26 protein-coding genes, 3 tRNA genes and 1 other RNA gene are annotated in these 23,902 nt (G+C 52.4%); 14 read left to right on the top strand and 16 right to left on the bottom strand.

The features are described 5' to 3' along the window. Window positions 1–52: 52 nt before the first annotated feature. Entirely contained in the window at window positions 53–874 is an 822-nt protein-coding gene (locus tag AACU55_RS17280; protein ID WP_013576399.1) for a pyridoxal phosphatase, read from the top strand. Window positions 875–930: 56 nt separating this feature from the next. Here AACU55_RS17280 and AACU55_RS17275 read toward each other — a convergent pair whose 3' ends face one another. Next, window positions 931–1,200: a helix-turn-helix domain-containing protein gene (locus AACU55_RS17275; protein ID WP_015690238.1), complete on the bottom strand. Its 270-nt coding sequence runs from the start codon at window positions 1,198–1,200 to the stop codon at window positions 931–933. A 144-nt stretch (window positions 1,201–1,344) separates the two neighbouring features. Between AACU55_RS17275 and AACU55_RS17270 the strand changes: the two genes are divergently transcribed. After that, window positions 1,345–1,608 carry a helix-turn-helix transcriptional regulator gene (locus AACU55_RS17270; RefSeq protein WP_037037138.1) on the top strand — a complete coding sequence of 88 codons (264 nt, stop codon included), beginning with the start codon at window positions 1,345–1,347 and terminating at the stop codon, window positions 1,606–1,608. A gap of 12 nt (window positions 1,609–1,620) precedes the next feature. Here the strand turns inward: AACU55_RS17270 and modC are convergent, their stop codons facing one another. From modC to AACU55_RS17250, 4 genes are all read right to left on the bottom strand, one after another. Then, window positions 1,621–2,682: a molybdenum ABC transporter ATP-binding protein ModC gene (modC, locus tag AACU55_RS17265; RefSeq protein ID WP_013576402.1), complete on the bottom strand. Its 1,062-nt coding sequence runs from the start codon at window positions 2,680–2,682 to the stop codon at window positions 1,621–1,623. A gap of 1 nt (window position 2,683) precedes the next feature. Next, on the bottom strand, window positions 2,684–3,373 hold the full coding sequence (gene modB / locus AACU55_RS17260; RefSeq protein ID WP_013576403.1) for a molybdate ABC transporter permease subunit: 690 nt from the start codon (window positions 3,371–3,373) through the stop codon (window positions 2,684–2,686). A gap of 177 nt (window positions 3,374–3,550) precedes the next feature. Then, complete coding sequence (gene modA / locus AACU55_RS17255; protein ID WP_134705822.1) at window positions 3,551–4,324, bottom strand: molybdate ABC transporter substrate-binding protein; 774 nt, start codon at window positions 4,322–4,324, stop codon at window positions 3,551–3,553. A 195-nt stretch (window positions 4,325–4,519) separates the two neighbouring features. Then, a complete protein-coding gene (locus tag AACU55_RS17250; RefSeq protein ID WP_013576405.1) occupies window positions 4,520–4,675 on the bottom strand; it encodes an AcrZ family multidrug efflux pump-associated protein in 156 nt (51 codons plus the stop codon). A gap of 189 nt (window positions 4,676–4,864) precedes the next feature. On the opposite strand from AACU55_RS17250, the gene modE reads away from it, so the two are divergent. Next, on the top strand, window positions 4,865–5,647 hold the full coding sequence (gene modE, locus AACU55_RS17245) for a molybdenum-dependent transcriptional regulator (RefSeq protein ID WP_112151656.1): 783 nt from the start codon (window positions 4,865–4,867) through the stop codon (window positions 5,645–5,647). Window positions 5,648–5,768: 121 nt separating this feature from the next. Then, on the top strand, window positions 5,769–7,238 hold the full coding sequence (gene modF, locus AACU55_RS17240; RefSeq protein ID WP_134705821.1) for a molybdate ABC transporter ATP-binding protein ModF: 1,470 nt from the start codon (window positions 5,769–5,771) through the stop codon (window positions 7,236–7,238). Here the strand turns inward: modF and AACU55_RS17235 are convergent. Next, window positions 7,192–8,022: a hypothetical protein gene (locus AACU55_RS17235; RefSeq protein ID WP_134705820.1), complete on the bottom strand. Its 831-nt coding sequence runs from the start codon at window positions 8,020–8,022 to the stop codon at window positions 7,192–7,194. The two genes, modF and AACU55_RS17235, sit on opposite strands and share 47 nt — an antisense overlap. Window positions 8,023–8,160: 138 nt before the next feature. Here AACU55_RS17235 and AACU55_RS17230 point away from each other — a divergent pair, with 138 nt between their 5' ends. From AACU55_RS17230 to AACU55_RS17195, 8 genes are all read left to right on the top strand, one after another. After that, window positions 8,161–9,108 (top strand): LysR substrate-binding domain-containing protein, encoded by a 948-nt coding sequence (locus tag AACU55_RS17230; protein WP_037037127.1) that lies wholly within the window; start codon window positions 8,161–8,163, stop codon window positions 9,106–9,108. Between the two features lie 200 nt (window positions 9,109–9,308). Further along, complete coding sequence (gene galE / locus AACU55_RS17225) at window positions 9,309–10,325, top strand: UDP-glucose 4-epimerase GalE (RefSeq protein WP_013576410.1); 1,017 nt, start codon at window positions 9,309–9,311, stop codon at window positions 10,323–10,325. 19 nt (window positions 10,326–10,344) lie between these two features. After that, complete coding sequence (gene galT, locus AACU55_RS17220; RefSeq protein WP_134705819.1) at window positions 10,345–11,394, top strand: galactose-1-phosphate uridylyltransferase; 1,050 nt, start codon at window positions 10,345–10,347, stop codon at window positions 11,392–11,394. Next, a complete protein-coding gene (gene galK / locus AACU55_RS17215) occupies window positions 11,394–12,542 on the top strand; it encodes a galactokinase (RefSeq protein ID WP_134705818.1) in 1,149 nt (382 codons plus the stop codon). Before galT ends, galK begins: the two co-directional genes overlap by 1 nt. After that, window positions 12,536–13,582, top strand: a complete 1,047-nt coding sequence (gene galM, locus AACU55_RS17210) for a galactose-1-epimerase (RefSeq protein WP_112198511.1) — start codon at window positions 12,536–12,538, stop codon at window positions 13,580–13,582. Before galK ends, galM begins: the two co-directional genes overlap by 7 nt. 151 nt (window positions 13,583–13,733) lie before the next feature. Continuing rightward, window positions 13,734–14,066 (top strand): PsiF family protein, encoded by a 333-nt coding sequence (locus AACU55_RS17205; RefSeq protein WP_134705817.1) that lies wholly within the window; start codon window positions 13,734–13,736, stop codon window positions 14,064–14,066. A gap of 207 nt (window positions 14,067–14,273) precedes the next feature. Beyond that, on the top strand, window positions 14,274–15,026 hold the full coding sequence (gene gpmA, locus AACU55_RS17200; protein WP_013576415.1) for a 2,3-diphosphoglycerate-dependent phosphoglycerate mutase: 753 nt from the start codon (window positions 14,274–14,276) through the stop codon (window positions 15,024–15,026). Between the two features lie 85 nt (window positions 15,027–15,111). Then, window positions 15,112–15,585: a GNAT family N-acetyltransferase gene (locus tag AACU55_RS17195; protein ID WP_134705816.1), complete on the top strand. Its 474-nt coding sequence runs from the start codon at window positions 15,112–15,114 to the stop codon at window positions 15,583–15,585. Between the two features lie 66 nt (window positions 15,586–15,651). On the opposite strand, the gene aroG is transcribed toward AACU55_RS17195, so the two are convergent. Continuing rightward, window positions 15,652–16,704 carry a 3-deoxy-7-phosphoheptulonate synthase AroG gene (aroG, locus tag AACU55_RS17190; RefSeq protein ID WP_013576420.1) on the bottom strand — a complete coding sequence of 351 codons (1,053 nt, stop codon included), beginning with the start codon at window positions 16,702–16,704 and terminating at the stop codon, window positions 15,652–15,654. 203 nt (window positions 16,705–16,907) lie between these two features. On the opposite strand from aroG, the gene AACU55_RS17185 reads away from it, so the two are divergent. After that, window positions 16,908–17,237: a protein YbgS gene (locus AACU55_RS17185; protein ID WP_013576421.1), complete on the top strand. Its 330-nt coding sequence runs from the start codon at window positions 16,908–16,910 to the stop codon at window positions 17,235–17,237. A 126-nt stretch (window positions 17,238–17,363) separates the two neighbouring features. Beyond that, window positions 17,364–18,317, top strand: a complete 954-nt coding sequence (zitB, locus tag AACU55_RS17180; protein WP_134705815.1) for a CDF family zinc transporter ZitB — start codon at window positions 17,364–17,366, stop codon at window positions 18,315–18,317. 65 nt (window positions 18,318–18,382) lie between these two features. On the opposite strand, the gene pnuC is transcribed toward zitB, so the two are convergent. From pnuC to tolB, 9 genes are all read right to left on the bottom strand, one after another. Continuing rightward, window positions 18,383–19,105, bottom strand: coding sequence for a nicotinamide riboside transporter PnuC (gene pnuC / locus AACU55_RS17175; protein WP_037037501.1), 723 nt, complete (start codon window positions 19,103–19,105; stop codon window positions 18,383–18,385). 58 nt (window positions 19,106–19,163) lie between these two features. Further along, entirely contained in the window at window positions 19,164–20,228 is a 1,065-nt protein-coding gene (gene nadA, locus AACU55_RS17170) for a quinolinate synthase NadA (protein WP_134705814.1), read from the bottom strand. Window positions 20,229–20,534: 306 nt separating this feature from the next. Beyond that, window positions 20,535–20,653: non-coding RNA, RtT sRNA (locus AACU55_RS17165), on the bottom strand. A 14-nt stretch (window positions 20,654–20,667) separates the two neighbouring features. Next, window positions 20,668–20,743 (bottom strand) — tRNA-Lys (locus AACU55_RS17160). Between the two features lie 65 nt (window positions 20,744–20,808). Further along, window positions 20,809–20,884 (bottom strand) — tRNA-Lys (locus AACU55_RS17155). Between the two features lie 71 nt (window positions 20,885–20,955). Next, window positions 20,956–21,031, bottom strand: a tRNA-Lys gene (locus AACU55_RS17150). A gap of 197 nt (window positions 21,032–21,228) precedes the next feature. Further along, on the bottom strand, window positions 21,229–22,020 hold the full coding sequence (cpoB, locus tag AACU55_RS17145) for a cell division protein CpoB (protein ID WP_013576425.1): 792 nt from the start codon (window positions 22,018–22,020) through the stop codon (window positions 21,229–21,231). A 9-nt stretch (window positions 22,021–22,029) separates the two neighbouring features. Beyond that, entirely contained in the window at window positions 22,030–22,542 is a 513-nt protein-coding gene (gene pal, locus AACU55_RS17140) for a peptidoglycan-associated lipoprotein Pal (RefSeq protein ID WP_013576426.1), read from the bottom strand. A gap of 48 nt (window positions 22,543–22,590) precedes the next feature. Then, on the bottom strand, window positions 22,591–23,883 hold the full coding sequence (tolB, locus tag AACU55_RS17135) for a Tol-Pal system beta propeller repeat protein TolB (RefSeq protein WP_134705813.1): 1,293 nt from the start codon (window positions 23,881–23,883) through the stop codon (window positions 22,591–22,593). Window positions 23,884–23,902 lie beyond the last annotated feature (19 nt).

Genomic DNA, 23,902 nt, shown 5'->3' with positions numbered 1-23,902 from the left:
GTAATATGGCGATAATTTCCCCTTATTCCCCCTCACTTACGATGGACTGCTCATGACTTATCGCATTATTGCCCTCGATCTCGACGGGACGCTGCTGGACCGCCAAAAACGTATCCTTCCAGAATCCCTTGCCGCACTGGCCGATGCCCGTGCACAGGGAATCAAAGTGGTTGTCGTGACCGGACGCCATCATGTCGCTATCCATCCGTTTTATCAGGCATTGCAGCTCGATACACCTGCTATCTGCTGCAACGGCACCTATTTGTATGATTATCAGGCACGTAAGGTCTTAACTTCTGATCCGCTGGATCCGGTCAAAGCAAAAAAAGTGGTCGACTTGCTGGAATATCACGGCATCCACGGTCTGTTGTATGTCGATGACGCCATGCTGTATCAGCAACCGAGCGGCCACGTCAGCCGGTCCATTGCCTGGGGACAAACCCTGCCGGAGCATCAGCGTCCGAACATTATTCAGGTGAACAGTCTTCGCGAAGCCGCTGATGATGCGCAGTCGATCTGGAAATTCGCCACCTCACATCAGGATCTCGATGCCCTGCATACGTTTGCCTCGCAGGTTGAAAACGAGCTGGGTCTGGCCTGCGAATGGTCATGGCATGATCAGGTAGATGTGGCGAAAGGAGGCAACAGCAAAGGTCGCCGTTTGCAGGAATGGGTCGAATCGCAGGGTATGAGCATGCAGGATGTGGTGGCGTTCGGTGATAACTACAACGACCTGAGCATGCTGGAAAATGTCGGTCTGGGCGTGGCGATGGGCAATGCCGCAGATGCTATCAAAGAACGTGCCGCACTGGTGATTGGCGATCACGAAACACCCGGCATTGCTGAGGTTATCCGCAATAAAGTCCTGAACTAACCTTTAACGACGCACCTTCCTCTTTCGCAGAGGAAGGTGTTTTTTTTGCAGGATAATCAGTCGCTTTTCAGCGTCTTATTTCTGACCGGCCGCACGGCGCGGGTAATTAATTGCTGATTTTCGTCGAAGTACCGGCTGGGCCAGATCACCGACGGATGGATATCCAGAGCCTGAGCAATGATCAGTTCCCCTTTCGGCCACGGACGCGCCAGCGCATTGGCCAGTGTGGATGAGCCTAAACCGGCTTGACGCGAGACCGCCGCCAGTGAGGATTTTTTCTTACGTAATGCAGCAATGATATCTGCCGGATGCCAGTCATTTTCCATTTTTATCCCTCTTCCTTATGTTGTTTGTTCAACTATCTGAATTGTGAATTACACTGACATATAACGATGTCCAGTAACTCTAAACAACAATAATGTTAAGTGATGCTAAACATAACGTCAATACAGTTTCTATGGTTATTGATAATGATCCCACATCGACTGAAATCCGCACGGACAAAAGCCAGACTTACGCAGGAAAAATTAGGTGTTTTAGCCGGAATAGATGAGAGCACTGCGCGTTCGCGGGTGTCGCAATATGAAAACGGCACGTACAGCCCGAACTTCGACACCATGTGTCATTTCGCCCGGGTGCTTAACGTGCCGGAATGCTATTTCTATATTATTGATGACGCGTTTGCCGAAGAGGTTCTGGTGCTTTACGCCGCCTTTAACCCGTCAAAAAAGTAAGACGCAATACGATTAACGACTGACCGACACACTTTTGATCTGCGCATACAACCACTGGCCTGCGCGGATCATCAGTTCGTCCCTCGCCCACGGCGAGATCCGCGCCCAGATGATGTGATCGGCCATCGCCAGTTTGACCTCCACCTGATTCCCCAGATCCAGACATTCGAGCACTTTCGCTGGCAGAATATTGCGGATACTGCTGTTGTTAGCCGTCGGTTGCAGCACCAGCGAAACGTCCGTGGAATTCACGCGAATGCGCAACGCCGTGCCGGGCGCCTCTTCGACTTTACTGATCCATAAACGCTGATCGCCAATGGCCAGTGCGGTCATTTCATAGCGCGGATGATGTTCCAGTACGCTGACATTCAGCACGCTGCTTTGCTCTTCTTTCGGCAGCCACGGCCGCATCACATTGCTCGCCCACACGTCTTCCAGCGTGCCCATCGCCAGCACTTTACCGCCGTCGAGCACCAGCACTTTTTCCGCCAGACGTAAAATCTCATCGAGGCTGTGCGTCACATACAAAATCGGAATGCTGACTTCCTGCGCCAGACGCTCCAGGTAAGGCATCAGTTCGCGTTTACGCGGGATATCGAGCGCGGCCAGCGGCTCATCCATCAGTAAAATTTCCGGTGCTGTCAGCAGCGCACGACCAATTGCCACCCGCTGTTTCTCGCCACCTGAAAGCGTGAGCGGGAAGCGATCCAGCAAGGGGGCGATACCGAGCAACCGCACGATGTTATCGAACTGTCCGCGCATCGACGGCGCCATGCCGTATTGCAGATTACCTTTCACGCGGTAATGCGGGAACAGTCGCGCATCCTGAAAAACATAACCGACGCGGCGTTTTTCTGGCGGCAGGAAAATGTTGTTTTGCTTATCCGATAAGATGCGGCCGTTCAAGGTAATGCGGCCACTATCAGGTTGGGTCAGGCCGCCGATCGCATTAATCAGCGAGGTTTTTCCTGCGCCTGACAAACCAAAAATGGCCGTTATCCCCTGCGCCGGTAAGGTCTGCGACACCTGTAATTCCAGGCTGCCCAGCGTCTGGCTGAAATCGAGTTCAAGCATGTCAGCCTCCCAGCCGGATACGGCTGCGTTTTGCCAGCCAGTCAGAAATCAGCAATGCCGCCAGAGACAGCAGGATTGCCAGCACGCAAAGCCGTGCGGCAGCGCCTTCCGCGCCCGGCGTTTCAATCAGGGTATACATCGCCAGCGGAATGGTGCGGGTCTCACCCGGAATATTCGAGACGAAGGTGATCGTTGCACCAAACTCGCCCAGCGAACGGGCAAATGCCAGCACCACGCCGGCAATGACGCCCGGCACGGAAAGCGGCAGTGTGATGGTGAAAAAGACCCGCCACGGAGAAGCACCGAGCGTGCGGGCGGCGAGTTCAAGTTTGGGGTCAACCGCCTCCAGCGACTGGCGTATCGCCCGCACCATCAGCGGAAATGCCACCACAGCCGAGGCCAGCACTGCACCATGCCAGCTAAAACTGAAGCTGAAACCAAACCATTCGTACAGACGCTGGCCGATAAAGCCGCGTCGCCCCATCACCACCAGCAGCAAATAGCCAATCACCACCGGCGGTAATACCAGCGGCAAATGAATAATACTGTCGAGCAGGGACTTGCCGGGAAAGCGGCCGCGGGCGAGGACCCACGCCATCAGAATACCAAGCGGCAGACTGCAAACAACGGCCAGGCTCGATACTTTCAGACTAAGAAGTACCGCCTGCCACTCATATTCACTCAACATCATGTCGGTTTCTTAATCCTGAATTTATGTGTCGCAGAGATAAAATATCGGCAAAAATTTCGCAGGCTTTAATTTACGTCAAAGTATAGAGAATCACACATGGGGAAAGAAACCGGGATGGACAGATAAAACCTTCTGGCGCAGCGCAGGCTTTATCTGTTTTCAGCAACAGCGATGAACTTAGCCGCGAGGCGTGAAACCGTATTTTTTGAAGATTGCAGCCGCTGCCGGGGTTTTCAGATAATCATAAAAACCGCTGACGGTGGCATTTTCGTGCCCTTTCACCATCGCCATCGGATACTCAACCGGCTTATGGCTGGAGGCAGGGAAAATACCGATCACTTTCACTTTTTTACTGGCGACGGCGTCAGAACCATAAACTATGCCCACTGGCGCTTCTTCGCGTTCAACCAGCGCCATGGCCGCACGGACGTCGCTGGCGCGCGCCAGTTTAGGTTCCAGCGTGCTCCAGGCCCCCAGTTTTTGCAGCGCTTCTTTGGCATAAATCCCGGCCGGGACATGATCAGGGTCCCCCACCGCCAGGCGGCTGTCGCCCGTCAGTTTGGTCCATTCAGTTTTCTCAGAGATGTCGACTTTGTTGATTTTGCTGTTAGCCGCAGAAATCAGCACCAGTTCGTTGCCCAGCAACGTGTAACGGGTGTTATCGACCATCTGCTGCTTGCTGATGGCATAATCCATCCATTGCTGATCGGCAGAAATAAACAAATCTGCCGGCGCGCCCTGTTCAATCTGGCGGGCCAGTGTCGAAGATGAGGCGAAGGATGAGACCACCTGCACGCCTTTTTCTTTCTGGTATTGGGTGGCGATATCCTGCAAAGCATTGGTGAGTGATGCAGCGGCAAACACCGTGATTTTCTCTGCTGCCTGCGCCTGAACGCCAAGCCCTGCGACCAGAATGGTTGCGGTGAATACTTTACCCCATTGATATGTCATCGTTTTCCTTCGCCTTTATGAAGAGATATTTCGCTATGTAATCTTTAATATAGCGCGACGAAAAACGATGTCATTCATTTTTATGAGTCAGGAGGAGATAACCTATGTTTTTTTGATCTGAACTATAAAAAGAAAACCCGGAAAAAAGAAAACCCGGCGCAAGGGCCGGGTTCCGGAAACAAACAGTCTCATTAATCAGTAATGAGGTTTCTCACGGGATTCTTTAGAGTGGCCCACGTGAGAGATGATGTTGAATACTTCGCCCAGCCCCCAGATCAAGCCCAGGATCACAGCGATGAAGACCGGCACCATGATGGCAGCGAAAATCAAACTTTCTAATAGTTCTAACATGATAGCCTCACTTAACTGGCTGAATCGCCCTGAGGCGATGTTGGACTTCGTACATGAAGTCAAAAACGAAAAATCAAACTGTTGCGGATAATAACAGCACGGGACGGTAATTACTTTAGCATTTAGCCAACTTGCCTGCCTGCAGGTTTAGCGGCGACAATAAGCCATGATTCTAACAAGGAAGCTGCGATGCAAGCCGAAATTCTCTTAACCCTTAAACTTCAGCAACGTTTGTTTGCCGATCCGCGCCGTATTGAATTACTGCGACAGGTGCGCCACACCGGTTCAATCAGTCAGGGGGCTAAGCTCGCGAACATCAGTTACAAAAGCGCCTGGGATGCCATCAATGAAATGAATCAGCTTGCCGATCAGACGCTGGTCGATCGCAGCACCGGCGGGAAAGGCGGTGGCGGCGCAGTGCTGACACCTTACGGCGAGCGCCTGATCCAGCTTTATGAATTACTGGCGCAAATCCAGCAAAAAGCCTTCGACGTGCTAAAAGAAGATTCGCTCCCTCTCGACAGTTTGCTGGCGGCCATTTCACGTTTCTCCCTGCAAACCAGCGCGCGCAACCAGTTCTTCGGCAACGTGATTGAACGCGATAACAGCACCGTTCAGCAGCATATTGATGTCCTGCTGGCTGACGGCAAAACAAAAATCCGCGCCGCGATCACTGAACAAAGCGCAGACCGTCTGGCGTTAACGCCCGGCAAGGAAGTGCTGGTGCTGATCAAAGCGCCCTGGATCACCCTTGGCTTCACCGCAGAAAATCCGCATAACGCCTTGCAGGGCAGTGTCACCCACATCCAGCGCGGTGAAAACAGCAGCGAAGTGCTGATGAAACTGCAAAGCAGTGAAATTCTGTGTGCGACGGTACCGAATGCCGAAGCCGATAAACTGGCTCTGAAAAACGGTCAGAGCGTTTACGCGCAGTTTGATGACGACAAAGTGATCCTGGCCACCCTGTGCTAAAAGCAGTATTTAATCAGTATCTTGCAAAATCAGCGTTTTCATTTTGCAGATTTGTCAATTGACTTGCGAAGGTGCAGCGCTTATCCCTTGTTTTATAATCATTTGAAAATGAGAGATTAAGATGTCGTCGTTACATATCTCGCAAGGCGTTTTCCGTCTCAGTGATACCCGGACCCTCACACTTTCTGATCTGAATATCCAGCAGGCCGACAGCTGGGCGTTTGTCGGCTCAAATGGCAGTGGAAAATCCGCACTGGCACGAGCGCTGGCAGGCGATTTAACCCTGCTGAAAGGTACCCGGGAAAACAATTTTCCGCATATTGTGCGTCTCTCATTCGAGCAGTTGCAGAAGCTGGTGGCCGATGAATGGCAGCGTAACAACACCGACTTACTGAGCGAAGGTGAAGACGATACCGGCCGCACCACCGCTGAAATTATTCAGGATGAAGTGCGCGACCCTGCCCGCTGTGCTGCCCTTGCCGCGCAGTTTGGTATTGAGAAATTGCTCGACCGCCGCTTCAAATATTTATCCACCGGCGAAACGCGCAAGACTCTGCTGTGCCAGGTGCTGATGCAAAAAACCGATTTGCTGGTGCTGGATGAGCCGTTCGATGGCCTCGACGTCAACGCCCGGGCGCAACTGGCACAGTTGCTGGAAACCTTGTCCGGGGAAGGTCAGACGATGGTGCTGGTGCTTAACCGCTTTGACGACATTCCTGCATTTGTGAAAAATGTCGGCGTACTGGCTGACTGCACGCTGGCCTCGGTGGGTGCGCGCGAACAGGTGATGGCTGATGCGCTGGTCGCTCAACTGGCACACAGCGAAAGCCTGAACGGCATGGCTGTGCCGGAAGCAGAAGATCCGACAGCCCGCGTCAGTCCGCCTGCCGACAGCCCTTTGATCGTACTGCGTGACGGCGTGGTGCAGTACAACGACAAGCCGATCCTGCACAATCTGAGCTGGCAGGTCGATCACGGTCAGCACTGGCAGATCACCGGCCAGAACGGTGCCGGGAAATCCACCTTACTGAGCCTTATCACCGGCGATCACGCACAGGGCTACAGCAATGATCTGACGCTGTTCGGTCGCCGGCGCGGCAGCGGTGAAACCATCTGGGACATCAAACGCCATATCGGCTACGTCAGCAGCAGTCTGCATCTGGATTATCGCGTCAGCACCAGCGTGCGCAATGTCATTACTTCCGGTTTCTTCGATTCGATCGGCATTTATCAGGCGGTATCTGACCGGCAGAGATTGCTCACCTCGCAATGGCTGACACTGCTCGGACTGGACGGCGATGCCGGTGATAGCCCGTTCCACAGTTTATCCTGGGGACAACAGCGGCTGGCGCTCATCGCCCGCGCACTGGTCAAGCATCCTGCGCTGTTAATTCTGGATGAACCTTTGCAGGGGCTGGATCCGATCAACCGCCAGCTGGTGCGCCGTTTTGTCGATATTCTGATCGGCGAAGGCGAAACCCAGTTGCTGTTTGTTTCTCATCATGCGGAAGATGCGCCGGAATGTATTACTCACCGGCTGAGCTTTATTCCTGATGGCGAAATCTACCGTTATCAGATTGACGCGCTGTAACGTTATTTTGCTTCGCCTTTGCGGGAATCATCAGCGCAGTCACGACACCAGCCAGCGCCAGTGCCGCCAGCAATGAAAATCCGTTTTCAATCCCCTGCTGGCCGGGGTTATTTCTCAGTAGCAGAATGAGCAGTGCAAGTATCACTATGGTACTGCTCACCCGAACCCAATCTCCCAGCAGGATTGCATAATGGTATTCGTCCCCGGTGAGCAGATCCCTTTCTGCCGCGGCGGCGTGGCGAACCATACCCGCCCCGAATCCGGTCAGTAACATCCCCGGCAGCAGCACCGGCCAGAACGAGGGTGTCATCGCCATCCCCTCCAGTCCGCCCGCCACAATCATAAAACCCCACAGCAAGGTGCGGGCAGATGTCATTCTCCGCCCGAGCTTTTCGCTGAGCGCTTTGCCCGGCAGCATTATCAGCAATAAGGCAACAAAGCTGAGAATAATGCCCGGTACGCCCAATCCGTAAAGCTGATACATCGCCACCGCCAGCATGAACCACGTGGCATAAGTGACCGCCGTGACGAAAATACGCGTCCAGAGGCTTATCTGTAACAGCAACGACGACCGCAGATGATGTGGCAGTAGAGGTTCGGGGTGATAACGTTCGCTGATGATAAACAGTACAAAAAAGAGTGCGGCAGCCCCCGCCAGCGAGTGGGACAGCGGTGTGTCCAGACCGTAAAAGGCGACGCTCAGCAGTGTCAGCGTCAGGTTCAGCACAAACAGCGTGCCCAGCGCAGAAGCCAGCAACGGCATGGGTAATTTTTTGGCGTTCATAGCAAGTTCCTTTATCAACATTCATCGGCTCAGTAGATGAATACGTTTCATCTTCATCGTGTTGATGAAAGAGCTTACACCGCCTATTTTAGCTAACTCAAAGTCATAGATTTCAGCAATGGATGAAAATAACTCATCATGAAGAAGATCCGTTTACCGCCGCTGGGTTCGCTCAAAGCGTTTGATGTCGTGGCGCAGCAAAGGAGTTTCAAACGCGCTGCAGAAGATATCGGCGTGACGGCCACCGCCATCAGCCATCAGATCCGTGTGCTTGAAGAAGCACTGGGCACGGCGGTGTTTGAGCGCAGCGCCCGTGAGGTCAGGCTAACCGCTGCGGGGAAAATTCTGCGCCACGCCACCCGGCAGGCATTTGCCGGATTACAGGCAGCCGTCGAAGAAATCCATCACGCCGGGTTGCCTGCGGCACTGACACTGACCACCACGTCCAATTTCCTGACGCACTGGCTGGTGCCACGGCTGGCGGACTTAAAAGCCGCTGCGCCCGAAATGGATTTACGCCTGCACACCGGCATTGAACTGGTGGATTTAACCCGTAATACCGTGGATGTGGCGATCCGTTACAGTGAATCCGCCAATGAAAGCCTCGATTCAACGTTGCTTTATCACGACACTTTTGTGCTGGTTGCCAGTCCTGCACTGGCGCTGAAAACGATGGAAGATCTGAAAGAGGTGACGTTGTTTCATGTAGAAAACCGTCATATTCCCCATCCTTCTCCCGACTGGGAAAACTGGAAAAAACACGTTGGTCCCGCGCAATTAAATACCGACAGCGGCCTGCGCTTTACAGATGAAACCCATGCCATTCAGGCGGCAATTGCCGGTCAGGGCGTGGCGATTGTCAGCAGTTTGCTGGCCCATGACTTCATTGAAAAAGGCATTCTGACCACGCCATTCCCTCAATATCTTCCCGGCGCAAACTATTATCTGGTGACCGCAAAAGAGAAAGCACTGCGCGAGGACATCGTGACGCTCCGCCGCTGGTTACTGGACAAAATGTCGGCATTTCCCCGGCTGGAGTCTGAAAATGAGCACGGAAAACTGATTCAGACAAAGCATAAATGTTAGTGTAATCGATTACACAACCCATCCTTTCTGGATTGCTGCCAGCTGCAGAAGGCTTTCTGCATGGCACGCAGCACCTGTTGAGTCATGTTGAAAGGTGGTAAACTGTTTGTGTAAGCGATTCCATTTTATTGGGGATGGATCACCTTTTTCAGCCTTGCAGCGTGATATCGTTGCATCAAGATAATCATCGGGGAGCTCTTATGTACGTCTTAGTCACAGGTGGTAGCGGTTACATCGGTAGTCATACTTGCGTGCAACTGATTGATGCAGGCTTTACGCCAATCATTCTTGATAACCTTCATAACAGCAAAGTCAGCGTACTGGAACGCATCCACAGCCTGACCGGCAAAACGCCGCTGTTCTACGAAGGTGATATTCGCGACCGCGCGCTTCTCGATAAAATTTTCAGTGAGCACCCTGTTCATTCCGTCATTCATTTCGCTGGCTGGAAAGCCGTGGGTGAATCGGTGGCAAAACCGCTGGCTTATTATGACAACAACGTCACCGGCACGCTGGTGCTGGTTGAAGCCATGCGTGAAGCTGGCGTTAAAAACCTGATTTTCAGCTCTTCGGCGACCGTGTATGGCGATCAGCCAAAAACGCCTTACGTTGAAGATTTCCCGACCGGCAATCCGTCCAGCCCGTATGGCCGCAGCAAACTGATGGTCGAGCAAATTCTGCAGGATGTGCAGCGTGCAGAACCTGAATGGAGCATTACGCTGCTGCGTTACTTCAACCCGGTCGGCGCACATCCGTCTGGCCTGATGGGTGAAGATCCCCAGGGCGTGCCAAATAACCTGATGCCATTTATCGCGCAGGTAGCGGTAGGCCGTCGTGAGTCCGTGGCGATTTTCGGCAACGATTATCCGACCCCGGACGGCACCGGCGTGCGTGATTATATCCATGTGGTGGATCTTGCCGACGGCCATCTGGCGGCAATGAAAACCCTGCACAACAAAGCGGGCGTACATATTTATAACCTGGGCGCGGGCTTCGGCCACAGCGTGCTGGATGTGGTAAATGCCTTCAGCAAAGCCTGCGGCAAGCCCGTGAATTACAAGTTTGCACCGCGCCGTGAGGGCGACTTACCGGCTTACTGGGCGGATCCGACCAAAGCGGCGAAAGAGCTGAACTGGAAAGTCACCCGAACGCTTGAAGACATGGCCAACGATACCTGGCTATGGCAGTCGAAAAACCCGCAAGGCTACCCGGACTAAGGTGCACTAAGGAAAGTTTATGACCACGTTTAACCCGATTGATCACCCGCATCGCCGCTACAACCCGCTGACCGATCAGTGGGTGTTAGTCAGCCCGCACCGCGCCAAACGTCCGTGGCAAGGCCAGCAGGAAGCCGTTTCGCAGGAAACGCTGCCTGCGCATGACCCGGACTGTTTCCTGTGTCCGGGCAACACCCGTGTGACTGGCGATGTGAATCCGAAATACACCGGCACGTTTGTGTTTACCAATGATTATGCCGCGCTGATGCCGGATACCCCTTTTGCGCCGGAAAGCGACGATCCACTGATGCGCGTTCAGAGCGCACGCGGCACCAGCCGGGTGATCTGTTTCTCGCCGGATCACAGCAAAACGCTGCCACAACTGTCGGTTGAAGCCCTGACGGAGATCGTCAGAACCTGGCAGGAGCAAAGCGCGGATCTGGCAAAAACCTATCCATGGGTGCAGGTTTTCGAGAACAAAGGCGCGGCGATGGGATGCTCCAACCCGCATCCGCACGGTCAGATCTGGGCCAACAGCTTCCTGCCTAACGAAGCCGAACGCGAAGATCGCCTGCAACGCACCTATCTTGAACAGCAAGGTTCGCCGATGCTGCTGGATTACGTGCAGCGCGAACTGGCTGACGGCAGCCGTACGGTGGTCGAAACCGAACACTGGCTGGCGGTGGTGCCTTACTGGGCAGCGTGGCCGTTCGAAACCTTGCTGTTGCCGAAAGTTCACGTCAAACGCATTACCGAACTGAGCGATGCACAACGCGGTGATCTGGCGCTGGCGCTGAAAAAGCTGACCAGCCGTTATGACAACCTGTTCCAGTGCTCTTTCCCGTATTCGATGGGCTGGCATGGCGCGCCATTTACCGAAGACGACAACGAACACTGGCAGTTGCACGCACATTTCTATCCGCCGTTGCTGCGTTCAGCCACGGTGCGCAAATTTATGGTCGGCTACGAAATGCTGGCTGAGACCCAACGCGACCTGACAGCGGAACAAGCCGCCGAGCGTCTGCGGGCGGTGAGTGATGTCCATTATCGTGAGGCCAGAGAAAAATAATGAAACTGAAGACCAAAACCCTGGAAATCTTTGCCGATAAATTCGGCTACCCTGCCACCATTACCATCAAAGCACCGGGCCGTGTAAATCTGATCGGCGAACATACCGATTACAACGACGGTTTCGTGCTGCCATGCGCCATCGATTATGAAACAGTGATTGCCTGTGCACAGCGTAATGACCGCACCATCCGCGTGATCGCCGCCGATTTCGATAACGACGAAGACAGCTTCTCGCTCGACGAGCCTATTTTGCACAGCGATGCGCACCCGTGGGCCAACTACGTGCGTGGCGTGGTGAAGCATCTGATGCTGCGTAACAAAGATTTCTCCGGCGCGGACATGGTGATCAGCGGCAATGTGCCACAGGGTGCAGGCCTGAGTTCATCCGCATCGCTGGAAGTGGCGGTCGGTCAGGCGCTGAAATCATTGTACGATCTGCCGCTGGACGGCGTTGCGCTGGCACTGAACGGTCAGGAAGCGGAGAACCAGTTTGTCGGCTGTAACTGCGGCATTATGGATCAGCTTATTTCTGCGCTGGGCAAAGAAAATCATTCACTGCTGATCGACTGTCGCTCGCTGGAAACCCGTGCAGTGTCCATGCCGAAAAACGCCGCGGTGGTCATTATCAACTCCAACGTGAAACGCGGTCTGGTGGACAGCGAATACAATGCCCGTCGCGAACAGTGCGAAGTGGCGGCACGCTTCTTTGGCGTAAAAGCGCTGCGTGACGTTGACCCTGCCCTGTTCTTCTCCATTCAGGATGAGCTGGATCCGGTCGTTGCCCGCCGTGCACGTCACGTCATCACAGAAAATGACCGTACGCTGGCAGCAGCTGACGCGCTGGCCAGTGGCGACCTGAAACGTATGGGCGAACTGATGGCAGAATCTCACGCCTCAATGCGTGATGATTTTGAAATCACCGTGCCGCAAATCGATAAGCTGGTGGAAATCGTTAAAGAAGTGATTGGCGATAAAGGCGGCGTGCGCATGACCGGCGGCGGCTTTGGCGGTTGCATCGTGGCGCTGGTGCCGGAAGACATGGTGGAGAAAGTCCGTCATGCCGTTGAACAGCAATATCACGCGCGCAGCGGTCTGAAAGAAACCTTCTACGTTTGCACAGCTTCCCAAGGAGCAGGCATATGTTAAAACCTGAAAACACGCAACTGGCGCCCGATGGCCAGCCGTTTGAACAGGTTACGCTACAGAATGCGGCAGGTGCCACCGCCACATTCATGGACTGGGGCGCGACCTGGTTATCCTTTACCCTGCCGCTGACAGATGGCTCCACGCGTGAACTGCTGCTGGGCTGCCAGTCGCCGCAGGAATACATGAACCAGAGCGCGTATCTGGGCGCGACCGTCGGACGTTATGCCAACCGTATCGCCCGCTCGCAGTTTGATATCGACGGCAAACCGCATCTGGTGGTCGCCAATCAGGGCGTGCATCAGCTTCACGGCGGGCCGGAAGGTTTCCATGCGCGTCGCTGGACTATTCTCGAACAGACCGCGCAGAAGCTGACGTTCCAGCTATTTTCGGCCGACGGCGATCAGGGTTATCCGGGCAACATGACGGCGAAAGTGCATTACCAGCTGACTGACGATAACCGTCTGGAAATCCGTTACGAAGCGACGGTTGATAAGCTGTGCCCGGTCAATCTGACCAATCATGCCTATTTCAATCTCGACGGCGAAGGCACTGATGCGCGCCAGCACAAGCTGCAACTGTTTGCGGACCGTTTCCTGCCGGTCGACAGCGATGGCATTCCCTGTGCGGATCCGACCCCGGTTGAAAACACCGGCATGAATTTCAACGCAGCCAAAACGCTGGCGAAAGATTTCCTCACCGACCGCGACCAGCAACGCGTGAAAGGCTATGACCACGCCTATCTGCTCAACCGCACCTGCAACAGCGGCAGCAATCCGGCAGCGCATTTGTGGTCTGCCGACGGCAAAGTCAAAATGACAATGTTTACGTCTGCGCCCGCCGTGCAACTCTACAGCGGTAATTTCTTAGGCGGAACACCGAACCGCAGCGGCGGTGAATACGCCAGTTACAGCGGTGTCGCGCTGGAAAGCGAATTTCTGCCGGACAGCCCGAATCACGCCACCTGGCCGCAACCGAGCTGCTGGGTCAAGCCGGGTCAGACTTATAAGTCCTCGACGACGTATCAGTTCTTCGCGTTGTAATTCGTTCAGGACAGGGCTTCAAGGCTCTGTCCTTTTCCCAAACTTCTTCGAATTTGTGACTGACTGCGCATCTGCTTCCGCACTTTCTCAGCTAAACATCTAAACTCAGAGGGTGTCCTGCATAAAAGGACGTTTATTAAGGAGTTTTGATATGCGTTTACCTGTTGTGCTATCCCTGCTGGCAACGCTGTGCGCGGCGGGTTCCGCTCTGGCGGCGGACCCGGTTAAAGTCCCTTCTCCTGCTCAGACTGAGCAACGCCAAAAAATGACCGATTGTAATCAGCAGGCCACTACGCAGTCCCTGAAAGGGGATGAACGTAAAAAATTCATGAGCAATTGTCTGAAAGCAGAGGCTAAAACTGACGATAAAATGAATCCTCAGCAGATGAAAATGAAAACCTGTAATGCCGATGCCGCGAAGCAAAATCTGAAAGGCGATGCGCGTAAATCCTTCATGAGTACCTGCCTGAAAAAAACCAGCTGATCACGCTGACCTGCTTGTACAAAACGCGCTGTCAGGGTGACCTTCTGCGCGTTTTGTTTTACATCGTCGCAGCAAATTCGTTATGTTTAATACAAACAGCGTCCCGCAAAGATTTCCTGAGGAAGTTTCAGATTGCTGAGTGGGATGCCCAGACCCTATAATGATAACTGTTATCATTGAAAATTGAGTTAACTGAGGAGTTTAGCTATGGCTGTAACCAAGCTGGTGCTGGTAAGACACGGTGAGAGTGAGTGGAACAAAGAAAACCGCTTTACCGGTTGGCATGATGTTGAACTGTCCGATAAGGGCCGCACCGAAGCAAAAGCTGCTGGTCAGCTGCTGAAAGACGAAGGCTTCCAATTCGATTTTGCATACACCTCTGTGCTGAAACGTGCCATCCACACACTGTGGAGCGTTTTGGACGAACTGAACCAGCCATGGCTGCCAGTTGAGAAATCCTGGAAACTGAACGAACGTCATTACGGTGCGTTGCAGGGTCTGGATAAAGCAGAAACTGCACAGAAATACGGTGACGAGCAAGTTAAACAATGGCGTCGTGGTTTTGCTGTGACGCCACCAGAACTGGATCGCGCTGACGAACGTTTCCCTGGCCACGACCCACGTTACGCTAAACTGACTGCGGCAGAACTGCCAACGACAGAAAGCCTGGCGCTGACCATCGAACGCGTCATCCCTTACTGGACTGAAGTGATCAAACCACGCATCGCCAGCGGCGAGCGCGTCATCATCGCGGCACACGGTAATTCCCTGCGCGCACTGGTTAAATATCTCGACGACCTGAGCGAAGAGGAAATTCTGGAACTGAACATCCCTACCGGTGTTCCACTGGTTTACGAGTTTGACGAAAACTACAAACCAATCAAACGTTACTATCTGGGTAATGCCGACGAAATCGCAGCGAAAGCAGCGGCCGTGGCAAACCAGGGTAAAGCGAAGTAATTTTGCGTTTTCTGCATTAAGCAGAGCGATTAGAACAGGCACGCGCAAGCGTGCCTTTTTTGTATCTGAACCTAAGGAGAAACTGATGCCAGTCAGACTCGCGTCACCCGATGAAGCAGAAACGCTGTGGGAAATACGGAATCAGGCTATCCGCCACGGATGTAAAAATACCTATGGCGCAGACATTGTGATGGCGTGGACGCCCGAACAGATGCCTGCCGGATATCGCAAAGCTATTGCGGAGAATCCTTTTTTTGTCGGACAGGTGCACGGGCTGGAGACACCGGCGGCAACAGGTTTTCTCGATCTGAAAAATGGCAGTGTTGAAGCGATTTTTACGTTGCCGGAATTCGAAGGCAAAGGACTCGCCACGCAAATTCTTGCTGCCATAAAAGCGGAAGCCAAATCGCGGGGATTCACAGCACTTACGCTGGCTTCCACACCGAATGCTTTTGAATTTTATAAGAGGAACGGTTTCAGTCTGGTAAAAGAGAGTCTTTACCGCTCTGAGATGGCGAATGCTGATTTGCGTTGTATGGATATGCGCTGTGAACTGTAGGGCATATTCAGGCAAGAAAAAGCCCCGCGAAAACGGGGCTCAGAAAGGTATTCTCAGAAGATGAGATTAACCACGGCGCGCTTTGACAGCGTTAGCCAGGCTGCGCAGCAGCACTTCGGTATCTTCCCAGCCGATACAGGCATCGGTCACACTCTGACCATAAAGCAGAGGTTCACCGCTGTCGAGGCTCTGATTCCCTTCGACCAGATGACTTTCGACCATCACGCCCATTACCGCCTGTTCGCCACCCGCAATCTGACCACAAACGTCTTCACACACTTCCATTTGCTTTTTGAATTGCTTACTGCTGTTGGCGTGGCTGAAATCGATCATAATACGGGCTGGCAGTCCGCCTTTTTTCAGGCCTTCTTTCACTTCCTGCACATCCTGAGCGCTGTAGTTTGGCTTTTTGCCGCCGCGCAGAATGATATGGCAGTCGTTATTCCCGCTGGTGTTCACGATAGCGGAGTGACCCCATTTGGTGACAGACAGGAAGCAATGCGGCGCGCCAGCCGCGTTGATGGCGTCGATCGCCACTTTAATGGTACCGTCGGTGCCGTTTTTGAAACCAACCGGGCAAGATAAGCCGGAGGACAACTCACGGTGTACCTGAGATTCCGTGGTACGTGCGCCGATGGCACCCCAGCTCATCAAATCCGCCAGATATTGTGGCGTAATCATGTCCAGGAACTCGCCCGCCGCTGGCAGACCGCTGTCATTAATATCCAGTAACAGTTTGCGGGCAATGCGCAAACCGTCGTTAATCTGGTAGCTGTTATTCATGTGCGGATCATTAATGAGCCCTTTCCAGCCCACCGTAGTGCGCGGTTTTTCAAAATAAACACGCATCACCACTTCCAGCTCACCTTGCAGCTCTTCACGCATTTTCAGCAAACGGGCAGCGTATTCTTTCGCGGCTTTCGGATCGTTAATGGAGCACGGCCCGATGACGACAAGAAGGCGATCATCGTTTCCTTTCAGTATCTTATGAATGGCATTGCGAGCCTGAGAAACTGTTTTTGCCGCTTTGTCAGTGGCGGGAAATTTTTCGAGCAGGGCAACCGGAGGTAAAAGTTCTTTGATTTCTTTAATGCGTAAATCGTCGTTTTGATAATTCATAACTGTTCCATTCGGGTGTTCATAAGAGACAAAGCGAAACGCTGACCGCGTTCAATCTAGCCGTATTGAATGTCAGTGTAAACCTGCTTTTACACTTACGATTCGTCTCATTTTGATTTAGGACATAATTTATTTAGCTAGGCTTTTATCAGGCACATGAAAAACGACCATGGACCTTTAACGAAACAATGGAGATGAACATTATGAAAAAGCTCGCAATCATGTTACTGACCGCAACCATGGCGCTGACCACCGGCGCTGCTTATGCTGCCGGCGAATCCTCAGCCAGCGATAACAATGGCCAGGCAAATCAGTCCGGCTCGCCGGGTTCAATTCAGAAAATTGCGCCAAAAAGTGTGAGCAACGATCAGATCAACAATACCAGTAAACCTGTGAATGAAGTGAATACCAAAACGGATACCACTACGCATCACATGAGCAAAGACAAACAGCATAAGAAAACCATGTGTAAAGATGGCCGTTGTCCGAATCAGACCCCGGGCACAACACCGTCGAAAGAAACCGGTAACTAATCCCGTCACGGTTGCTCACACAGGAGGAACTTTGTTTCCTCCTTCTTCCTTAACTTCCCCTTCTTGCAACACGTTATGATTACGCTATTGTGATTGTCTCGGTTCATCATTTTTGTGAATATAATTATGTCTTTTTCCCTGTTACCACAGGACAAAAACAGTCGCCGTTTGTTGCTGGCTTTCCTCGTTACTGTGATTTTCATGGTGGCCGAAGTGATTGGCGGGCTGATCTCCGGCTCTCTGGCGCTTCTGGCCGATGCAGGACACATGCTGACTGACGCCGCCGCTCTGCTTGTCGCATTGCTTGCCGTACGCTTTGCTAAACGTAAGCCGAATACCCGCCATACTTTTGGCTATTTGCGCCTGACGACCATGGCGGCCTTCGTCAATGCCGCTGCGCTGCTGGTGATTGTCGTTCTGATTGTCTGGGAAGCCATCGCGCGATTCTTTAATCCGCAGCCGGTGATGGGCACCACTATGCTGGTGATCGCCATCGCTGGCCTGTTTGCCAATATTCTGGCCTTCTGGCTGCTGCATCAGGGCCAGGAAAAAGCCAACATTAATGTGCGTGCCGCCGCGCTGCATGTTCTGGGTGATTTGCTGGGGTCAATTGGGGCGGTCGCTGCGGCGCTGATCATCATGTATACCGGCTGGACACCTGTGGACCCGATTTTATCAGTGCTGGTTTCCTGCCTGGTGTTAAACAATGCCTGGCGGTTGCTGCGGGAGAGTTTCCATGAGTTGCTGGAAGGCACACCGGAAGAGATCGATATCAATAAACTGCGCCGGGATTTATCGCTGAGTATCCCGGAGGTGCGTAACGTGCATCACGTTCACGTCTGGCAGATTGGTGAACAGCGTCTGATGACGGTGCACGTGCAGGTTGTTCCACCGCACGATCACGACGCGCTGCTTTACCGCATTCAGCACCATTTACTGGAAAAATGCCGCATCGGCCATGCCACGATACAGATGGAATATGGCCAGTGTGAAGCACCGGATTGTGAGATGAATGAAATTCCGGTGACCAGCGCCGGGCACGATCATCATGGTCATAGCCATGCACATCATCACCACTGATTCCTCAGGTCAGAACCAGAAAGCAAAACGCCTCCGTTATGGAGGCGTTTTTTATGGTCGCAAAATCAGGCCGGTTGCAAAGGCTGAGAACCGTTTTGCTTTGCACTTTTGATCCACAGCCACGAACCGTTCAGTGCAATCAGCGTCAGCAGCACGTATTCAAGCGCCATCGCATAAACGCCCTGATAAGCGAAAATCGCGACGCTGATGACATCAATGATGACCCACAGCAGCCAGTTCTCGACATATTTTCGGGTCATCAGCAGCATTGCCACAATCGACAACACCATCATTGACGAATCCCAGAACGGGAAGGCATCAGGTTGCAGTTCAGGCATCTGCACATTCAGCCCCAGCGCCTGCATCAGATTCACCGCCACTAGCGTCAGGGTGGCAAAAACGCGGTCAATGTTGAAGGTCATCAGCAGAATGCCTGCGATGCACACTACGCCCCATATCAGCGCTTTACCACGCGGCAACCAGCGGATCTGCAATTCAGCTTCCTGATCGGCTGTCTGACGACTCCAGGCATACCAGCCGTAGATATTCGCGGCAAAGAAGAAAATCTGCAGCAGCAGGCTGGCGTAAAGCTGGATCTGGAAAAAGATGATCGCAAACAATGTGACGTTGATCAGACCGAAAGGATAGTTGATCAGCTTTTCTTTGCTGGCGTACCAGATGCAGAGCAATCCAAAAAGGGTGCCTACAGCTTCAATCCACGACAGGTCATATCCGCCCTTTCCAAGCGGTATATGAACCAGAATATTGCTGGTACTGAAAAAATCCATCATCACATCCTTTTCCTTTTATTGTCAGTCACAAGACATTATCAGTCACAAAAAATGCTTACAGCGCTTTAGCCTGCGTCCGTAATCTAAGTTGGGCAGCAAAATCCAGCATGCGATTCAGGGGGATCAGTGATTTCACACGCAGCGCTTCGTCAACCTCGATAGCATGTTCCGTGCCGCCGTGTTCCAGACCTTCAGCAATGGCTTTAAGGCCATTCATCGCCATCCACGGACAATGCGCGCAGGTTCGGCAACTTGCGCCCTCACCCGCCGTCGGCGCTTCAAACAATTCTTTGTCCGGGCACGCCTGCTGCATTTTGTAAAAAATGCCGCGGTCAGTGGCAACGATCAGTTGCTTCTGAGGCAACGTTTTTGCCGCCTGAATAAGCTGACTGGTAGAACCGACCGCATCAGCCATATCAACGATCGCCTGAGGAGACTCCGGATGCACCAGAACAGCGGCGTTCGGATACAAGCCTTTCATTCGGGTCAGGGCCTGTGTTTTAAACTCGTCATGGACGATACAGGCGCCCTGCCAGCACAAGACTTCTGCCCCCGTCTGCTTACGGACGTAATTTCCGAGGTGCCGGTCAGGTGCCCAGATTATTTTTTCACCCAGACTATCGAGATGTTCAATCAGCTCAACCGCAATGCTTGAGGTCACGACCCAGTCGGCTCTGGCTTTTACTGCTGCTGAGGTATTAGCGTAGACCACAACGGTGCGGTCGGGGTGCTGGTCGCAAAAATCTGAGAAAGCCTGCCCCGGGCAACCCAGATCCAAAGAACATTCAGCGTTGAGGGTTGGCATCAGCACGGTTTTTTCCGGGCTGAGGATTTTGGCCGTTTCTCCCATGAAGCGCACACCCGCGACAAGCAGGGTCGAAGCAGGATGCTGGCTGCCAAAACGCGCCATCTCTAAAGAATCCGCGACAATACCACCGGTTTCTTCAGCGAGCGCCTGAATTTCAGGATCGGTGTAATAATGCGCCACCATCACGGCATCACGTTCCTTCAGCAGTTTTCTGATCTTCTCTTTATAGAAGGTCTTTTCATCTGCAGTCAGCACGGCGGGTTTCGGAGGGAAAGGATAAACCGTCGCATTCAGATCCAATGTTTCGCTCATACTCGTTATCTCATTCAGTCAGGCAACTTGCCCGGATAGCCATAAGCCACAACAGATCCCACCCGGGAATCCTTAGTTTTGTATGCTAAACAAAATACCGCAAAAAGCAGGTAAAGTCGTCCAAATAATAGACGCAGGGCTTAAAATGTTTACTGGACTTAAAAGAGTCTCGAACAAGACGCGCAACGGGGGAACAAAAAGCGAAGACTTAAGAAAAAATGAGGTCTTTTGGGACTCACATGCGAAAAAAGCGCCAAAAGGCGCTTTTCTCTGAATTTTGCAATTTAGATGGTTTCACTAAAAAAGTGGTGGGCCGTGCTGGATTGACTCGGTTTCACCTCGCCCTGCGGGCAACGCTGCGCGTTGTCGTCTCGCTTCGCTCGGCTCGAACTTGTGGTTCTCATCCTGCACTGCTTCACTACATTTTCCACTTTGAAAGTGGTGGGCCGTGCTGGATTCGAACCAGCGACCAATTGATTAAAAGTCAACTGCTCTACCAACTGAGCTAACGGCCCATCTAAATGCTGCGTACTGCTTTAATTTTGGCTTTCAAAATCTTCAGGAAATTCCACGTTAAAAGTGGTGGGCCGTGCTGGATTCGAACCAGCGACCAATTGATTAAAAGTCAACTGCTCTACCAACTGAGCTAACGGCCCTTCCTGAATACTTCTTATTGCCAGCGTGTCTTGCAGTTGGTGTGCAAGCCACATGCAATGCTGATTTAGATTGGTGGGCCGTGCTGGATTCGAACCAGCGACCAATTGATTAAAAGTCAACTGCTCTACCAACTGAGCTAACGGCCCATCTAAACCTGCTGCATATTGCCTAAATCTCTGACAGCGTTAGCCGTTTGGAGTTGTCTGGGCAACGGCGGCATATATTACTTATTTAACTTTTCAGTGCAACTTTAATTTTCAGAAAGAGTGCTAACTGATGGCGTTTCACACACTCAAGCCCAGAAAATGCACGATATGTACATTTTCCGGACCTGAACGAGGAACTATTTTGCAGATAAACGTTTTTGAGCTTGTTTTGCCGCATCGGTATTTGGGTACTGTTTCACGACCTGTGCGAAGACGGCTTTGGCTTTATCAGCCTGCCCTTTCTCCTGCATGATCACCCCAACCTTGAACATTGCGTCAGAACTTTTTGGAGACTTAGGGTAGTTTTTGACCACAACTGCAAAATAATAGGCAGCATCGTCTTTTTTACCCTTGTTGTAATACAACTGTCCCAGCCAGTAATTGGCATTAGGCTGATAAGTTGAATCAGGATATTTTTTTACGAAACTCTGAAAAGCCGCGATGGCTTCATCATACTGTTTCTTTTCCAGCGCCAGTGAAACTGCAGCATTGTAGTCACTGTTCACGTCACCGGTGCTTGCCGGGGCTTGTGCAGCACCCGCATCAGGCGTTGTGGCAGCAGAACCGGAAGCGTCACCTGTGGCTGCTGCAGCACCCGTGCTGGCGGCTCCGGCAGAACTCTGGCTTAAGCTGTCCAGTTGATTAAAAATCTGCTTCTGGCGATCACCAAGCTGACTCAACTGATATTGGTTCTCCTGGATTTGACCACGAAGAGTATCCATATCACGTTGGGTATCAGAAAGTTGTTGCTGGAGTTGAGTTAATAGCTGGCTGTGAGCGTTAGAAATACGCTCCAGAGAGGTGACCCGATCTTCAATCGAGCCTGAGCCGACATTACTGATTGGCGCTTGGGCAGTAGCGGCCCATGGGACCGCTACGCCAACCAGTAACGACAGACTCAACAGGTGAGTTCTGAAGTTACTGCTCATACTACTCTCTTAGTATACCAGTACGGCACGACGGTTTTTAGCGTATGCCGCTTCGTCATGGCCCAGTACAGCTGGTTTTTCTTTACCGTAAGAAACGATAGAGATTTGGTCAGCAGAAACGCCTTTGCCTTGCAGGTACATTTTAACAGCAGTAGCACGACGTTCGCCCAGGGCGATGTTGTACTCTGGAGTACCACGTTCGTCAGCATGACCTTCTACAGTCACTTTGTAAGACGGGTTGCTACGCAGGAAAGCAGCGTGCGCGTCCAACATCTGAGCGAATTCAGAAGACACATCGTATTTGTCCAGGCCAAAGTAAACGATGTTGTTTTTCTGCAGTTCTTGCATCTGCAGACGAGCTTGCTCTTCTGAAGACATGTTTGCGTTTTCAGTGCCTGCGCCAGAGTTCAGACCCATACCGTTGGATTGGTCGTTGTCTGCGTTCTTGTGAGAACTACAAGCAGCTACTGCCAGTACAGGCAACGCCAGCATCAGCCCTTTCAGCACTTTATTCAGTTGCATCTATTCGATCCTTTTATAATTTTTTGCCATACATAGTTTTTCTATGCATTACAGATACGGCGACCAGGCAGGAAATTTGACCTGTCCATCAGTTGCCGGAAGACGCGCTTTGAAGCGCCCATCAGTCGATACCAACTGCAATACGGAACCCAGTCCTTGAGAGGAACTGTAAATTACCATGGTGCCATTTGGTGCGAGGCTAGGCGTTTCATCCAGGAACGTGTCCGTCAATGTTTGAACGGCTCCCGTTGCCAGATCTAGTTTAGCGATGTGCTGTGTACCGCTGGCGCTGCTCACCATAACCAGGAACTTGCCATCTGTACTTACATCAGAGTCCTGATTCTGCGAGCCTTCCCAGGTCAGACGCTGAGGCGCACCGCCATTAATGTTGACTTTATAAACCTGCGGACGACCGCCCTGATCCGACGTGAATGCCAGATTCTGGCTGTCCGGGAACCAGGTTGGTTCCGTATTGTTGCTACGTCCGTTAGTCACCTGACTAATCTGGCCAGAAGACAGATTCATCACATACAGGTTCAGGCTACCGTCTTTAGACAGTGCGAAAGCCAGTTTGCTGCCATCCGGAGAGAAAGCAGGTGCACCGTTGTGACGAGGGAATGAAGCAATCTGCTTGATTGCACCGTTTGCCAGCGTCTGAACCACCAATGCTGAACGACCGCTCTCAAAGGTGACGTAAGCCAGTTTGCTGCCGTCCGGAGACCAGGCCGGAGACATCAGAGGCTCAGGTGAACGGTGAACGACAAACTGATTGTATCCATCGTAATCCGCTACACGCAGTTCATACGGGAATTTCCCGCCGTTAGTCTGCACGATATAAGCGATACGGGTACGGAATGCGCCTTTAATACCGGTCAGCTTTTCAAACACTTCATCGCTGGCGGTATGGGCGGAATAACGCAACCATTGTTTGGTCACTTTGTACTGGTTTTGCGCCAGCACGGTACCTGGTGCGCCAGAGGTATCCACCAGTTGGTAAGACACCACATAGCTGCCATCGGCTGCAGGCTGAACCTGACCGATAACAACAGCATCAATACCCAGCGCGGTCCAGGCAGCAGGAGTCACTTCTGCGGCGGAGGTTGGCTGCTGAGGCATACGTGATGCATCAATAGGATTGAATTTGCCGCTGTTACGTAAGTCAGCAGCAACGATACCACCCACATCTTCAGGTGGTGTACCCGGGCCAGCCCATTTGAATGGCACAACGCCAATCGGACGACCTGTATCTACCCCTTGGGTAATTTCAATGCGAACTTCTGCATGAACCACAGATGCCCACATCATCAAAAGGCCGAACGCTACTCGAAATGCCTGCTTCATTGTATCTCCCTTATCTGGA

Origin of the sequence: Rahnella sp. CJA17(1/100), from assembly GCF_963881615.1 — a bacterium.
GTDB lineage: Bacteria > Pseudomonadota > Gammaproteobacteria > Enterobacterales > Enterobacteriaceae > Rahnella > Rahnella aceris.
Note: the sequence above shows the minus strand (reverse complement) of the source record. Positions and strands in the feature narration are given on the sequence as shown.